The following is a 15393-nucleotide window of genomic DNA, read 5'->3' on the forward strand; positions in this document are numbered from 1 at the left end:
ATGAAAAACTATTTACTATTTATTTTCCTTTTTTGCGGCTGGTTGTCCTTTGGACAATCAGGTGAAATAACAGGAACTGTCGTTGACGATAATGAACAACCTTTACCCGGAGTTTCCGTCGCTGTTAAAGGGACTAATAGGGGTACTGTTACAGATTTTGACGGGAAATTTTCCCTGGAAGCAAATCTTGGAGAAACCTTGGTATTTACCTTTGTGGGATTTGATCGCCGTGAGGTTGTAATTGCAGAACAGGATATTTATGTAAAACTGGTGGCAGGAATGGCTCTGGATGAGGTTGTTCTTGTCGGGTCCAGGAGGCCTAGCCGAACCGTGGTAGAATCTACTGTACCAATTGATGTTCTGGATATCCAGGAACTTTCCACTGCGGTACCGCAGGTGAACCTGAATCAAATGCTAAATTATGTTGCACCATCTTTCTCTTCCAATACCCAAACAATTGCAGATGGTACAGACCATATTGATCCTGCTTCTTTGCGGGGATTAGGGCCAGATCAGGTTTTAGTTTTAATAAATGGAAAAAGGAGACACAATACCTCGTTAATAAATGTAAACGGAACCTTTGGCCGCGGAAGTGTGGGAACAGATCTTAATGCTATCCCTGCTGCTGCCATTGATCGTATTGAAGTTTTACGGGATGGAGCTGCTGCTCAATATGGTTCTGATGCAATTGCCGGAGTAATAAATATTGTTCTTAAGAGCGATGTAAATGAACTTAACGTGGATATAACTACCGGGGCGAATTTCACACAAAATGCCAATGAACAAACTTAGTGGAATAGATGGAGAAACAGTGAATGTGGCAGCGAGTTACGGGATTGGACTTGGAAATAAGGGAGGTTACATAAACTTTGCAGGAGATTTTGATTTCAGGGAGCCTTACAATCGTATGAAAGAATGGGAGGGTTCTATTTTTAACGCCTATAATGCTATTGAAAGAGTGGCATTAGACGCTTAAGTGCAGATATTTCCTTTTTAAATAATGAACAAATTCAGGGTTTTGCACAGGATGTTGATTATTTCGATGCTGCCACTGTAGATGCAATTGGTGCTGCCCCCGATCGAGCGGCTCTGCAGTCCTTATTAACATTTGACGTAACCGAGGCTGAACTGGCAGCAAGAGATTTGCAAAGGAGTGACTTCAATATGCGTGTTGGGCAATCGGGATTAAGAGGAGGAAGGTTTTTTATGAACATGGCTCTTCCCTTTGATGAAGAAGGAACAGAATTTTATGCTTTTTCAGGTGTAAGTTCGCGCCAGGGAAATTCTGCTTAAGCTTTTACAGGCTTCCCAATCAAAGCAGAACGTACACACCTATTTATATAAATGGTTTCCTTCCTGAAATAAATTCTAAAATTAATGATGTTTCCTTTGCAGCGGGAATAAGAGGAATGGTGGGAGACTGGAATGTAGATTTTAGTAATACCTGGGGAAGAAACAGTTTTATGTATTTGATCTCGAATACCTCCAATGCTTCCATGTTGAGCTCCAGTCCCACTACTTTTGATGCAGGCGGATTTTCATTTTCACAAAACACCACAAATCTTGATATTTCTCAATTCTATAAAGAAATTTTTGCAGGTTTAAATATTGCTTTTGGTGCAGAATACCGGGTGGAGCAGTATGAAATAGTAGCAGGGGAAAGAGCTTCTTATGAGCAATATACTGCGGAAGGTGATGTGGTGACAAGGGCAGATCAACAGCCTGCACAGGATTTCTTCGGAAACTCAAGAGCGGGCGGTTCCCAGGTTTTTCCCGGATTTAGCCCCAGCAATGAGCTATCCCGAATGAGGAGCAGTATAGGTGGATATTTCGATGTAGAGGCAGATTTAACTGAAGCATTTTTGCTTACGTTCGCTACCCGTTACGAAGATTATTCAGACTTTGGTTCCACCCTTAATTTTAAAGTCTCCAGCCGCTATAAACTTACAGATAATATAAATATAAGAGGGGCCGCGAATACCGGGTATAGGGCACCTTCCTTACATCAGTTATATTTTAATTCTACCTCTACTGTTTTTGGGGCAAACGGTATTCCACAAGAAGTAGGAACCTTTGCAAATGAAAGTCGTGCGGCAACCCTTCTTGGAATTCCGCAGTTAAAAGAGGAAACCTCCAGAAGTGCAAGTCTTGGTTTTACTGCAAAACTTCCCGAGGCCAATATTTCCCTAACAGTAGATGGATACTTTGTTGCCATTGATGACAGGATCATCTATACAGGACAGTTCAGAGGTCCCGGTACAGGTACAGAACTGGACAATCTTTTATCCATGGCCAATGCAACAGCGGCATCTTTCTTTGTTAATGCTATTGATACAGAATCAAAAGGACTGGATGTCGTAATCACGCACAGAGCCTTCTTTGGAGATGGCTTAGAACTGCGGTCCGATCTTTCAGGAACATTTTCAAAAACAGTTAAAGTGGGAGAGACAAAAGCCTCGCCACAATTAGAACGGGCGGGCCTTGTTGATACTTATTTTTCAGAGAACAGCAGGCTTCTTTTAGAAGAATCTGTACCACGAACAAAAATTAATTTAACTAATAATCTCTCTATGGATAAGTTTAATTTCTTTCTTAGAAATGTTTATTTCGGAGAAACTACCGAAGCATCAGCAGATCCAGCAGGGAGACAGGTTTTTAGTTCAAAAATAGTTACAGATCTTTCAGTAGGATATAGTGTTACTGATGCTTTAACTCTTACAGTAGGAGCAAATAATATTTTCGATATTTTCCCGGACAGAGCCGAAGAACAATTTGGGAACAGAAGTGGTGGACGTTATGACTGGTCTCGCCAGGCCCTGCAATACGGGCTGGGAGGACGCTTTCTTTTTGCCAAAGTTAGTCTCAACTTAAATTAAAATTTTGGACCTGCAGCTTCTGTTCTTGCTCATATATTAATAAAATAGAGCGCAGAGACTAATTCGGCGGTCAATTATGAGCTGAAGAAAAATCTGGACCCTTCCAGTATTTAATGCTTTTGAACCCCTGATAATAATCGGGGGTTTTTTAATACAGAGATAACTATACCAGGTTTACTTTATTTCAGCTTTAATCAAAACTATAATCAGGAAGATTTCCAGATCAGCTTGAGAGAAGAGTTTGGCAGCAAAACGGAGGACACCACCAGTTAGTTAAACTATCCGTCCCTCCCAAAACGATGGTCTTATTGAGTGATCTTATTAAAAGTTACACTCGCTCACCGCGTGGGAGATATTAATCCTGTTGCCACCATGACTATGTGTTTAACTCCCCACGGTAATAGTTAAAATAGCCCTTGACCTTTTAGGAGGAATGTAATTTAAAAAATACTGAATGGAAACGATCAAATCTCCTGAGTGAGATCATAGATTTCCTGAATCGAAGAAAGTAGTTTTGGGATGTTTATATTTAAGTCTAAGAGTTTACTTAGTTGAAATGTCGAAGACCCAACCATGAATTTCAGGATATTGCTTTTTTAGAAAAGATTTTTGCCAGGCAGCCATTTTTACAATGTTAATACATTGTTCCTGGACGTTTAGTTCTACCAGCCTTTTATAACGCTCATTTTCATCTTCAATGGCGTTAAGTTGTGTTTTGTGAATCCTGTATACATCCCTAATATTTCTAAGCCAGGGATTAAGTATTCCCAGGTCCTTACTTTGCATAGCAGCCCTTACTCCTCCACAGTCATAATGGCCACATACGACAATATGTTTTACCTGTAGATGCTCTACTGCATAAACAATTACAGATTGGGAACTATTGTCGTTATTTGGTACAAGGTTGGCTATGTTCCTGTGAACAAACATTTGTCCCGGTCCCATTCCGGTTAATTCTTCAGCAGTTACTCTACTATCACTGCATCCTATATATAGGAATTCCGGTGCCTGTCCTTTGGAGAGATGTTCAAAAAAATCTGCCTGAGAGGCTTTTTTTTCAGCAACCCATCTGCTGTTATTTTCAAAGACACGCTTGTATAAATCCATATCAAATTATTTTATGCTTCCTTAACAGTGTAGACATAGTTTGAGAAAAAGCTCAAATAGAGCTTTGCTCTCATTTTATTAAAGTTGGAGTATCAATTCTCAAATTTCAGGTCTATTTAATAAATAGGTTTATTCAGGACCAGATCTAATCATCTCTCTCACAAAATAACATTAAAATTTCCTCTTTTGGTATCTTCCGAAAAGGAAAACCTGCCTAAAAAATGGAGAAATCTTGAGTTTCTAAGTTATTTTAAAATCCTAAAAGTTCCCGGGTACTTTTTATATCTTGTGGGGAAACAGGAATTTTGTACTATGCATTGGCTCGCAAAAGGGGGAAGGAAAGCACAGGAAAAGAATAGAAAATAAAGGCGGTTACACTATTTAAAATAAAACAGGCCACTTGTGGTGACCTGTTTTATATGGTATTATTTTTTTTATTAACTCATTACATCAGTCTTTCCTGGAGTAGGAATAGGGTACAATCCATCTTCTCCCGGTAAAGTAGGAGGAGTAGACTTCCAGGTCACCTCTGCAGGCATAAGAAGTTTTTCTGATTTTATAGCTTCATCCCATTTAATTACCTGGCCTGTATATGTTGCCATTCGTCCCATAATTGCGGTAAGGGTACTTTTGGCTCCAACTTCAGCATCACTTATGACTCCTTTGTTTCTAATTGAAGCAAAAAGTTTATCGTGTTCTACCTGGTATGGATTTGGATCTCTCCGGTTTCTGTACTCAAAAGTAGTATTTCCTTCAAGATCGGAAATACTGGCTGCTCCGGCGTCATTCATCTCAATACTTCCTTTTGTTCCCTGGAAATTTTCACCCACCTTAGACCAGGTTCCGGGTTGATGCCTGCATTGGCTGGAGATAATTGCACCACTAGGGTATTTATATTCTACAAAATGATGATCAAAGATCTCCCCGTGCTCCGGGCCCGTTCTTACGAGACGCCCGCCCATTCCCTGGGCAGAGACGGGAAATTCGCCCAAAAACCAGTTGGCTACATCTAAATTGTGAATGTGTTGTTCCAGAATATGATCCCCGCAAAGCCAGTTGAAATAATACCAGTTTCGCATTTGATATTCCAGTTCACTTTGTCCTGCCACTCTAGGGTTTACCCATACACCTCCACTGTTCCAGTACACCTGTCCAGAAAGGATCTTGCCCACTTCATTCTGCTTAATCTTTTCGGCCATGGCGAGGTAGTTATTTTGGTATCGCCGTTGTAATCCCACCACTACGTTTAGTTTGTTCTCTTTGGCAACTTTTGCCATCTCCAAAACTTTTCTTATTCCGGGAACATCGGTAGCAACTCAGTTTTTCCATAAACACGTGTTTCCCTGCGTTTACAGCATACTCAAAATGGTAAGGTCGAAATCCCGGGGGAGTGGCAAGAATGACCACATCGGCCTGATCAATAGCCTTTTTATAAGCATCAAAGCCTACGAATCTGTTTTTTTCCTGGACGTTCACCTTTTTGCTTCCTTCAAATTCCTTTTGGAGGCTTTGCAAACTACCATTTAACCTATCCTCAAAAGCATCGGCCATTGCCACTAGTTCTACATTCTCATCGGCTTTTAATGCCTGGTTGGCAGCACCTGTACCTCTGCCTCCACAACCCACTACCGCAAGCTTTAAGGTCTTATCATTAAAGACATTGGCCATTGCTCCCATTTGCATCCCCGGTAACATCATGCCTGCTGTAAAAAGAGCTGTGTTTTTACAGAAATCTCTTCTTGAAGATTGCAAAATGGAGTTCTGGTCTTTTTCAGATTTGTTCATATTTTTAGTATTAAAGATTAAGGATTACTTTCTCCCCAGTATTTATTATATTCGGTTTTTTCAGGTGGATTTTGAACTCTTACAACTCTAAATCCTACAAAAGGAGCATCGGTATTCCACCATTTACTTTTTGGGAATTGCGGGTCGCGCATTTTCCACTTTTCGTCAGATCCTAACCGGGCGGCACTTCTTAAAAATTCAGCATCATCGTAATAGGAACCTCCCCTTACAGAATGAGGATATTCATTTTCAGGAACTTCTAAAGGATTTTTTGACAAAGATTTTCTGCTGCTATATATTTGGGGTTCATATTGATCAAGGGTCCATTCGGCCACGTTTCCATACATATCGTACAGCCCCCACTGGTTGGGTTTCTTTTGTCCCACCTTGTGATACGAATTATCACTATTCTCATAATACCAGGCATACTCCCCCAGCTCTTCAGTACTATTTCCAAAATGAAAAGCGGTGCTGGTACCTGCCCTTGCTGCATATTCCCATTCCGCTTCTGTGGGTAATCTGTAGAAATGCCCTGTTTTGGCAGAAAGCCATTCACAAAATTTAGAAGCGGCATGGTGGGTGACGTTTCCTACAGTAGATCTTCCCCGGTGCCCATACCTAAACTCATATCAACATATGGAACAGTCGCACCCGATACTGCATCGACATCAATATTAACCTCATTGGCTTTATTTGCTGAAGGTATTGCGTCTCCGGACCTTGTTAGAAATAAATAGTAAAGATCCCAGGTAATCTCAAATTTTGACATCCAGAAGGCCTCAATTTCTACCTCATGCACCTAAGTCCTTCATCTTCATAACGATCTTTCTCGTCTTCAGGACTTCCCATAACAAATGTTCCTCCCGGAATTGCAACCATTTCAATAACTAAATTTGATCCTGAAATATCCTGGGAGTAATTGTTAAAGTTTTGTTCCTGGGAAAAGACTTTGGAGGTAAAGAAAACAAAAAATGAAAATAATAAGAAGTTGGATTTTCTCATAATTACAAAAAACTGAAGCTCTGATAACATGGTTGTAAACTTTACAAAAGGAATAGCAGGAATATTTATAAAGAAGTGAGTTCTATTTTTCTAAATTCCACTTCTGCACCTTCTGCCTGGATTGCAATATGACCTTCCTTTGCAGTTAGATTATATCCTTCGTTAACAAGGTCTCCATTTACCCATACTTTTATTTTATCCTCCTGAGCCTCGATGACCATGGTATTCCATTCCCCCAGCGGGTTTTCAGATCCATCGGTTAAATTTTTGATCCTGCGTTCTTTGCCTTCAGTTATTCCCCAATTCTCTTTGGGTCCCCTACGAGATTCCATATCTGGAACTTCTACATTTTCTACAATACACCAAAAATCTCCTGCATTTTCATGCATCATCTGCACCTCAATAGATTGAGGAAACATCCCATATAACGCCCTTGGAGTAGAGGCGTGAACTAATACCCCGCAATTTCCTGGTTCTCCCGGAAAGCGGTAATCAACTTCCAGTCTGTAATTTTTAAATTCAGTATCTGTAATTAAATGTCCTTCCGGCGTTCCAAGACTTACTAACATGCCATCCCTTACAATAAAAGGATTTCGTATCTGGGAGTTATTATCCATTTTTGGTACATCAACGTGCCAACCTTCCAGATTTTTACCGTTGAACAAGCTAAAGGACTCTGATCCTTTTTTATCCAAAGTTTTACAGGAAAAAAAAGGTAAAGTGAGAAGTGTGAGGAGTAGAAGTTTTGTTTTCATAGCGCTAAATATAAAAATAAAGTAGGGGTTATAATTATTTTTTTGTTCAAAATGATTATTTTTTTAATAATGCAAGGTTAAAACTAACGTTAAAGTTTCTTTTCTTAACTATTTTTCGATATATTATTATGTGTATAAATTTAAAGAAATGATATCATCAATTTTTTTCAATAGCACAGCATTGTAATATCTTTGTAAATAATTTGAAAAATGCAGGAAGAGAAAAAAGATGTTCATCAGGCCGCAGAGGTAATCTTGATGATCATAAGTTATGAAGGTGAAATTGAGGATCTTATTGAATATCCATCAGAATTTGAAGATGCTTATAAAGAGTTATTGTCTCATAAGATCATAAAATTGAAGGACGGAAAGTACATTCCTGATGTAAATTTCAAAAAGGCCTCCACCAAAGGATACAGGAAGTACCTGGAAGATCTTGAAAATCCTCCTGCCTATAAGAAATTCCTGGCGTCAAAACCTGCTATAGGTGTAGTTGCGGGAGCAATTCTTGTTGCAAGCTATTACATTTTACAATCTAACAGGAGAGTATAATATTTCTCCTGCTATCTTTCTTCTTCGGAAAAACGGAGATTTGAAGTTAAAAAGGTATATAAGAGTATTTCTAAAGTTCGCTCACTAAAACCGAAAAAATTATTTGTTATTCCTTTTTTTCAGAATAGATGGATTAAAGGCTGGTTTAAATCTAATTGCTGCAATCTTCTTTTAAAAGTTGGGCAATTTTTTCTCCAATAGCATCCTGCCGCTCTTCTGATTTCCCATAAATTGTATTTTGCCCCACCCTTTAATATCGCATACCATCATTCCTTTTGAATCCCATATGGTTTGTTGTTTACTATCGTATATTACGGGAAAGGATATTGTTTCCTTTACCATATCCTGAGTTTCATTTGAATTCATAACAGTGTTTTTGTTTATGTTACAAAAATATAGTGCGGGTATAAGTTCCAGGTTATCCCAAATTTAAACTTCCCTGCACTTCATTACCCCAGCGTTAAAAATTAGGCGAAAATATTCGGATTTTTTTTGGATTATATTCAGAGGAGGGTACAAAAAAAGGGTGGAATCTCTTTCCCCCCTTAAATTGGCTAATTCAAACTTTCTGACAATTTAAAGCCTGGCTATGGCAATGAAATGAATCATTTTGTCGACGCAAACCTACTTTATAGGTTCCAATGATTGATTAAATTAATGTGAAGACAATACTAAGTGAAGATTATTAATTGAGAAAAATATAGAGGGCTTATAAGAGATTATTCAGAGTTTTATATATCGGATTTATAAGTCAGTTTATAGAAAATCGGAAAGGCTTTAAGGGTAAAATCAATGCAGAACCAGACGTTGAGAGGGAAGGATGATTCAGCAAATTTCTTTATTGGATTAGTTTTTTCAGAAGGTATAACTCTAATTCCCGCAGGAAAATTTATTCCGGGTGCAGTAGATCTTCATAAAATAGCTAAATTGACCTCTTTTTGAAAATTACTTTTACGGGTTATTTACGAATAGGTATATAAAACAGCTAAAAAAATCTTCGAATTATAGTCAGGTTAAACTTTTCGAAGGTTTATAGATACTAAATAATGTGATTGCCGATTTTAAAATTAAACAAATGTATAGTAGAATTATTTTGCTTTTTGCGATTTTGCCTGCCTTTATTTTGCTGGGCTGCCAGGAAGAACAGGAAAATGTGGACTTGAGGATCGTAGAAATTGATCCTGTTAAGACAGCAGAAATGGCCAAAGGAATAGAATCTGGTATTACCCCAGAACTGGCCGAAGGTCTTAGCTTGCGACTGTGGGGAGTGGATTCTTTGGTCGCAGATCCTATTTCTATAGATATCGATGACCAGGGCTTACTTTTTTACACCAGGACCAACAGGCAAAAAAATTCTGAATTTGATATCCGGGCTCATCAGGATTGGGAAACTCAGTCAATTCAACTTCAAACAGTGGAAGACAAAAGAAATTTCCTTTACAAAGTATTGTCTCCGGAAAACAGCAGTAAAAATGAGTGGCTGGCAGATCTTAACGAAGATGGTTCCCGGGACTGGCGGGATATGACAGTTGAGAAGGAGCATGTTTACAGGCTGGAGGATAGCAACAATGATGGAGTGGCAGATCGTTCTCAACTAATGGTTGAAGATTTTAATTCGGAGGTAACAGATGTAGCCGGAGCCATTCTTTTTCACGAAGGGGATTTATTCGTTGGAGTAGCACCAGATTTGTGGCGAATCAAAGATCCCAATGGCGATGGAATTGCTGATGAAAAAACTTCTATTTCTCATGGTTATGGAGTGCATGTTGGTTTTGGAGGTCACGGGATGTCGGGTCTTGAAATGGGACCAGATGGTAAATTATATTGGGGAATTGGGGATATAGGATTTAATGGGAAAGGTCCTGACGGTAAAGAATGGAAATATCCCAATCGCGGGGTAATTGTAAGAGCAAACCCCGATGGTAGTGATTTTGAAGTATTTGCAATGGGTGTTAGAAATACCCACGAATTCGTATTTGACGAATATGGTAACTTAATAAGTGTAGATAATGATGGGGATCATCCCGGTGAAAAAGAGCGACTGGTTTACATAGTCAATGGTTCTGATTCTGGCTGGAGGATCAACTGGCAATTTGGGAAATACAGAGACCCAGATAATAATACGTATAAAGTTTGGATGGACGAGGAAATGTACAAGCCAAGATTTGAAGGACAGGCCGCCTATATAACTCCCGCTATTGCAAACTATGTAAGCGGGCCTACGGGGATGCTTTACAACCCGGGAACAGCTTTGGGAGAGAAATACAAAAACACTTTTTTAGTGGGTGAATTTGTTGGCAACCCTGCACAATCGGGGATACATTCCTTCAAATTAAAACCTAAAGGAGCATCTTTTGAACTTGGGGAAAGTGAAATGATCCTAAAAGGTATCCTGGCCACAGGAATGGATTTTGGTCCTGATGGGGCACTTTATTTTGGAGACTGGATTGACGGTTGGGATACAAAGAACCACGGCCGTATTTGGAAAGTTGATACAGAAGCTGAAGCAGCCAGTGCTCATCGCCAGTTAACTCAAAAATTGCTTTCTGAAGATTTTAGCTCCCGGAAATCAGGCGAGTTAGGAGAGTTGCTGAAGAATCCTGATATGCGGGTAAGGCAAAAAGCCCAGTTTGAGCTGGCAAAGAGAGGTCTCGCGGGGGCAGAAGTATTTCAGCAGAGTATTAAACAACGGGATGATCAGCTGGCCAGGGTACATGGAATTTGGGGAATCGCCCAGCTGGCTCGTGGTGAAGGTGAACATGGAAAGATCCTGCTTCCGTTGTTGAAAGATAGTGATCCTGAAATAAGAGCCCAGGCGGCTAAATGGTTAGGGGATATACGCTATGCAGAAGCGGCACCGTCACTGTTGCCTCTCCTTAAAGATGACAACAGTCGTACCCGATTCTTTGCTGCAGAGGCTCTGGGAAGAATAGCCTATCAGCCCGCAACCCAGCCCCTCATTGATCTACTGGAGGAAAATAATGATGAGGATGCTTATATACGTCACGCAGCAAGTCTTGCTTTAGCAAGAATAGGTAAGGCAACACCTATTGTTGCCCTGGCAAACCACCCTTCGGCAGCTGTGAGAATGGGAGCGGTCCTTACCCTGCGTAGGCTGAACCATCCTGGAATAGCAAATTTTCTTAATGATGAAAATGAATATATTGTAACAGAGGCGGCAAGGGCTATTAATGATGATTATTCAATAGAAGAGGCACTGCCCGCACTTGGCAATGCGCTCATGACGACCCCCTTTACCAATGAGCCCCTTTTAAGAAGGGCTATAAACGCTAATCTAAGAGTGGGTAGAGCTGGAGCAATGAAAAATTTAATCTCTTTTTCCCTTAGGGAAGACAAACCTATTGCCATGAGGGCAGAAGCCATTAAAGCTTTGAGTACCTGGGCAAAACCTTCGGTCCTTGACAGGGTAGACGGCCTAAGTACAGAGGAGTTGTTAACAGAGATCCTCTGTTGGTTAGGAATGAATCTTCTACAGAGCTTATTCAATTGTTAGATAACCGGGAAGAAGCCATACGTCTCAATGCTGTGCTCGCCATGGAAAAATTGGGAGTTGAAGAAGGATCCACGAAGTTATTCGAGCTTTTAAAAAGAGATTCAAGTCCTGAGGTTCGAATTGCAGCATTAAATACTTTGGCAACCTTAAAAGATCCGTTAATAGAAAAAGCCATTGAGCAGGCCCTGTCTGATAAAGAAAAGATTGTAAGGGTGAGAGGTCTGGCTTTGATCGGGCAACTGGAAATGTCGAAGGAATTAACAGCTAAACTTCTTGCTGAAGTCATTCAAAAAAGAAGTAAGGAAGAAAAACAGGTGGCCGTGTTAACCCTTGGAGCCATGCCTTCTGAATATTCTGAAGATATTTTTAATAAACTGCTGAACAGGCTGGAAAAAGGAGATCTTGAGCCGGAAATTCATCTGGAATTGGCTGAAGCTATTGACAGCACCAGTTCCGGACCCTTAAAAAAGCGATTTGAAGAAATAAGTAAAAACTTAAGTTCAGAGGAACTTTTTTCCTCTTATGAAGCGAGCTTATTTGGCGGGAATGAAGAAGTGGGCAGAAGGATCTTTTTTCAGCATCAAACCGCACAGTGTATGAAGTGTCATTCCTTTGATGATTTTGGAGGGAATGCTTAGCCCGCGAATTAATGGTGTGGCAGGAAGGCTCTCTCGACAGCAGATACTGGAGGCTCTAATAAATCCTGGAAAAGAACTTTCTCCTGGTTTTGGAATGGTCTCAATTGATCTTAAAAATGGTCAAAGTGTCAGCGGAATTCTTCAGGGGGAGAATGATATTACCATTGCAGTAAAAAGAGGGAATGTAGGGGATACTGTAATTCGGAAAGAAGATGTACTAAAGCGTACAAATTCACCTTCAAGTATGCCCAATATGAGCCAGTTACTTACCAAGAGAGAGATAAGGGATCTTGTAAGTTACCTTGCAACCTTAAAAGAAGATGAGATGGTAAGGCAACAGGAGGCAAAAACAAATGTTCACGGGGAATAAATCATTTTTGAAGGCCGGGAGTAAATTAGCAGCTTCAATTATTAATTGAACATAAAATGAACAATGATTTCCTGACTTATAAGGAAAACCAAAGGTGTACTGCTCATTTAATAACTGGGAAGAATGAATCCTAAACCATACTTAAAGATAATAGTTTGAAATTTATAGTAGTTATGAATAATACGTTTTTAAAAGCTTTCCTGTCTTTTGTTGCGATATTCTGTATTGGGTGTTCTTCCAAAGAAAATCCCGAATGGCAGCAATTATTCAATGGGGAAAATTTAGATAACTGGAACGTCAAAATACGCGGGTTTGATCTGGGTGATAATTTTGGTAATACCTTTAGGGTGGAGGATGGAAATTTGCAGGTGAGATACGATCAATACGAAAATGGGTTTCAGGAAAAATTTGGACATCTGTTTTACAAAGATTCGTTTTCCTCCTACTTACTTGCTGTTGAATATCGTTTTGTGGGAGACCAGGTTAGTAACAATCCAGGCTCCTGGGCTTTTAGGAATAATGGGGTGATGGTTCATGGGCAGGATCCGGCTACTATGGAAAAAGATCAGGATTTTCCAACTTCTATAGAGGTGCAACTGTTAGGAGGTAATGAAACAGGGGAACGATCTACTGCCAACCTTTGTACCCCGGGAACCCATGTGGTAATAGACGGCGAATTAGTGAAAACTCACTGTATAGAATCATCTTCAAAAACATTTCATGGGGACCAGTGGGTTCGGGTGGAAGTACTCGTCCTGCGGGATTCTTTAATTGCACATTATATTGATGGGCAAGAGGTAATGCGTTATGAAAAACCTCAAACCGATGATGGGCAGATCCTTAAAAAAGGTTCAATATCTGTCCAGAGTGAAAGTCATCCAACCGACTTTCGAAAAATAGAAATCGTAGATCTTGAGCCATACGTAGATGAACCTGCCCGCCTTCAAAAGATTTTAAATGATTTGAAATTTAAAGGTGAATTAAAATCTAATTAACACAGGGAAGCTTCAGTTTTCATACAATAACAGAAATTTGATTTACATGAAAAACAGGCTGTTTTTCTTCCTCTTCCTAAGTTTTGTCCTGTCTTGTAAATCTGAATCAGATGAAAGAAAGGACATACAGGAATTAAGTAATGAAGGAAAGGGAGAACTTGAAGAAATCAATTTTATTGAAGAACTTCCTGAAGGAATAGTAACTCCTGAAGGTATGGTGTGGATTCCTGGCGGAAAATTTGTGCAGGGAGCAATTGAGGACGATACTATGGCTTTAGCTCATGAAAAACCTAGCTCACACAGTTGTTGTAGATGGATTTTTTATGGATCAGACCGAAGTAACCAATGGTCAGTTCAAAAAATTCGTTGAAGAAACTGGATATGTTACTATTGCAGAAAGAGAAATTGATTGGGAGGAGATGAAAAAGCAACTTCCCCCGGGCACCCCCAAACCGCATGATTCCATTTTACAACCGGGCTCTTTAATATTTAAAAAAGCTAAAAGCAAAGTTCCCAATCTCTACGACTACTCCCAGTGGTGGGACTGGAAAATCGGTGCGAATTGGAAGCAGCCTTACGGCAAGGGCAGTAGTATAGAAGGGAAAGAAAACTTCCCGGTGGTACATATTGCCCTTGAAGATGCCTTAGCTTATTGTCAATGGGCTTAAGTCGAAGACTACCAACTGAGGCGGAATGGGAGTATGCGGCAAGAGGTGGTAATGAAACAGGTATTTTTACCTGGGGTGAAGATGGATCCAAATTACCTAAAATGGCAAACACCTGGGAAGGTGAATTTCCTTCCTCTAATACTTTGGAAGATGGCTTTGAAAATAAATCTACGGTAAGATCTTTCCCGCCAAATAAGTATGGACTATATGATCTTGCGGGAAATGTTTGGGAATGGACACAGGACTGGTACAATGTGCAATATTACCGGGAGACGAATATTAAAGGAACTGTAAAAAATCCTTCGGGAGCAGCAAAAGCATATAACCCGGCCAATCCCAATATGCCTGAAAAAGTTATCAAGGGTGGATCTTTTCTTTGTAACGCTTCTTATTGTGCCAGTTTTAGGATTTCTGCCCGTATGGCAAATTCTATAGATTCTGCACAGGAACATTTAGGATTTAGAACCGTTGCTTCTCTAAATATGCTTCCGCATTAAAATTTCAATCTTAATGGATCATCGTAAGATCCGTGGTCTTAACAATGATTTGGTTATTTACGGCAGCCGTTGCCGTTGAAGCCTTTCCCAATTGAATATTATTAAATACAAACAGGGATTATAAATTTTATTTCCCTTCTTCTCATATTAGCAGGATCTGCATTCCTATTTATACTTAGCCATTTAGGCGCGTCTCTTGTGTACCAGCAGGGAGCCGGAGTAAATGTGCCTTCCGCAGATTGTTCCGAATTTGATTTAGTTGCTTCTAAAAGTTTAATTCTGAAGAAGTTTTCTCCGTTTATCTGTTCTTCTTAATCCTCTTCAACTGCTGCTCCTATAGAGTATGCAATATCTGAAATTTTTCATAATTGGCTTATTTTTAGCATCTTGTTTAAGAATATTTAAATGACAATGGTTTAATTTCAATAAAATTTAAAATTATAACCATGAGAAAGATGAGCCGTTTTAGTGAAGGCTGTGTTGTAAAGGGGATGAAACAGGAGGCACTTCATAAGAACCAATCAATGGCAGTAAAGTCCAAAGGAATTGTATTTCAGGGCTGGAAAAGATATGAAGAAGCAGAGGAAGAAGAATAGTCAATTCTCCTGGTGCATAGAAGCAACCAAAACAAAGT

14 protein-coding genes and 4 pseudogenes are annotated in these 15393 nt (G+C 39.7%); 11 read left to right on the plus strand and 7 right to left on the minus strand.

Annotated elements, in window-relative coordinates:
- Positions 1-2876 (plus strand): annotated as a pseudogene (locus tag LZ575_RS16485) (TonB-dependent receptor).
- A 464-nt stretch (positions 2877-3340) separates the two neighbouring features.
- Here the strand turns inward: LZ575_RS16485 and LZ575_RS16490 are convergent.
- The 6 genes and pseudogenes from LZ575_RS16490 to LZ575_RS16520 all read right to left on the minus strand — a co-directional run bounded on the left by LZ575_RS16490 (position 3341) and on the right by LZ575_RS16520 (position 7525).
- Positions 3341-3983: pseudogene (locus LZ575_RS16490) on the minus strand (carbonic anhydrase).
- A 437-nt stretch (positions 3984-4420) separates the two neighbouring features.
- Positions 4421-5768, minus strand: a pseudogene (locus tag LZ575_RS24345) (Gfo/Idh/MocA family protein).
- A 17-nt stretch (positions 5769-5785) separates the two neighbouring features.
- Positions 5786-6301, minus strand: a pseudogene (locus LZ575_RS16505) (formylglycine-generating enzyme family protein); the annotation flags it as partial.
- A 56-nt stretch (positions 6302-6357) separates the two neighbouring features.
- On the minus strand, positions 6358-6537 hold the full coding sequence (locus tag LZ575_RS16510) for a hypothetical protein (protein ID WP_235325741.1): 180 nt from the start codon (positions 6535-6537) through the stop codon (positions 6358-6360).
- A 17-nt stretch (positions 6538-6554) separates the two neighbouring features.
- Positions 6555-6770: a hypothetical protein gene (locus tag LZ575_RS16515; protein WP_235325743.1), complete on the minus strand. Its 216-nt coding sequence runs from the start codon at positions 6768-6770 to the stop codon at positions 6555-6557.
- A 65-nt stretch (positions 6771-6835) separates the two neighbouring features.
- Positions 6836-7525 carry a DUF1080 domain-containing protein gene (locus LZ575_RS16520; protein ID WP_235325745.1) on the minus strand — a complete coding sequence of 230 codons (690 nt, stop codon included), beginning with the start codon at positions 7523-7525 and terminating at the stop codon, positions 6836-6838.
- 210 nt (positions 7526-7735) lie between these two features.
- On the opposite strand from LZ575_RS16520, the gene LZ575_RS16525 reads away from it, so the two are divergent.
- Complete coding sequence (locus tag LZ575_RS16525) at positions 7736-8077, plus strand: hypothetical protein (protein ID WP_235325747.1); 342 nt, start codon at positions 7736-7738, stop codon at positions 8075-8077.
- Between the two features lie 171 nt (positions 8078-8248).
- Here the strand turns inward: LZ575_RS16525 and LZ575_RS16530 are convergent, their stop codons facing one another.
- Entirely contained in the window at positions 8249-8443 is a 195-nt protein-coding gene (locus LZ575_RS16530; protein ID WP_235325749.1) for a hypothetical protein, read from the minus strand.
- Between the two features lie 426 nt (positions 8444-8869).
- Here LZ575_RS16530 and LZ575_RS16535 point away from each other — a divergent pair, with 426 nt between their 5' ends.
- The 9 genes from LZ575_RS16535 (at position 8870) to LZ575_RS16565 (ending at position 15355) form a co-directional block, all read left to right on the plus strand.
- Positions 8870-9019, plus strand: a complete 150-nt coding sequence (locus LZ575_RS16535; RefSeq protein WP_235325751.1) for a hypothetical protein — start codon at positions 8870-8872, stop codon at positions 9017-9019.
- A 133-nt stretch (positions 9020-9152) separates the two neighbouring features.
- On the plus strand, positions 9153-11591 hold the full coding sequence (locus LZ575_RS16540; RefSeq protein ID WP_235325753.1) for a HEAT repeat domain-containing protein: 2439 nt from the start codon (positions 9153-9155) through the stop codon (positions 11589-11591).
- Entirely contained in the window at positions 11549-12229 is a 681-nt protein-coding gene (locus tag LZ575_RS16545) for a HEAT repeat domain-containing protein (RefSeq protein ID WP_235325755.1), read from the plus strand. Before LZ575_RS16540 ends, LZ575_RS16545 begins: the two co-directional genes overlap by 43 nt.
- Entirely contained in the window at positions 12222-12599 is a 378-nt protein-coding gene (locus LZ575_RS16550; RefSeq protein WP_235325757.1) for a hypothetical protein, read from the plus strand. Before LZ575_RS16545 ends, LZ575_RS16550 begins: the two co-directional genes overlap by 8 nt.
- A gap of 155 nt (positions 12600-12754) precedes the next feature.
- The gene (locus tag LZ575_RS16555) at positions 12755-13594 is read left to right on the plus strand and encodes a DUF1080 domain-containing protein (protein ID WP_235325759.1); all 840 of its coding nucleotides are present in this window, start codon (positions 12755-12757) and stop codon (positions 13592-13594) included.
- A gap of 46 nt (positions 13595-13640) precedes the next feature.
- Complete coding sequence (locus tag LZ575_RS23910) at positions 13641-13964, plus strand: hypothetical protein (RefSeq protein WP_311195832.1); 324 nt, start codon at positions 13641-13643, stop codon at positions 13962-13964.
- Complete coding sequence (locus LZ575_RS23915) at positions 13918-14262, plus strand: SUMF1/EgtB/PvdO family nonheme iron enzyme (protein ID WP_311195833.1); 345 nt, start codon at positions 13918-13920, stop codon at positions 14260-14262. Before LZ575_RS23910 ends, LZ575_RS23915 begins: the two co-directional genes overlap by 47 nt.
- On the plus strand, positions 14253-14759 hold the full coding sequence (locus LZ575_RS23920) for an SUMF1/EgtB/PvdO family nonheme iron enzyme (protein ID WP_311195834.1): 507 nt from the start codon (positions 14253-14255) through the stop codon (positions 14757-14759). Before LZ575_RS23915 ends, LZ575_RS23920 begins: the two co-directional genes overlap by 10 nt.
- 446 nt (positions 14760-15205) lie before the next feature.
- The gene (locus tag LZ575_RS16565) at positions 15206-15355 is read left to right on the plus strand and encodes a hypothetical protein (RefSeq protein ID WP_235325761.1); all 150 of its coding nucleotides are present in this window, start codon (positions 15206-15208) and stop codon (positions 15353-15355) included.
- The last annotated feature ends 38 nt before the right edge of the window (positions 15356-15393 follow it).

This window comes from Antarcticibacterium sp. 1MA-6-2, from assembly GCF_021535135.1.
Classification (GTDB): Bacteria; Bacteroidota; Bacteroidia; order Flavobacteriales; family Flavobacteriaceae; genus Gillisia.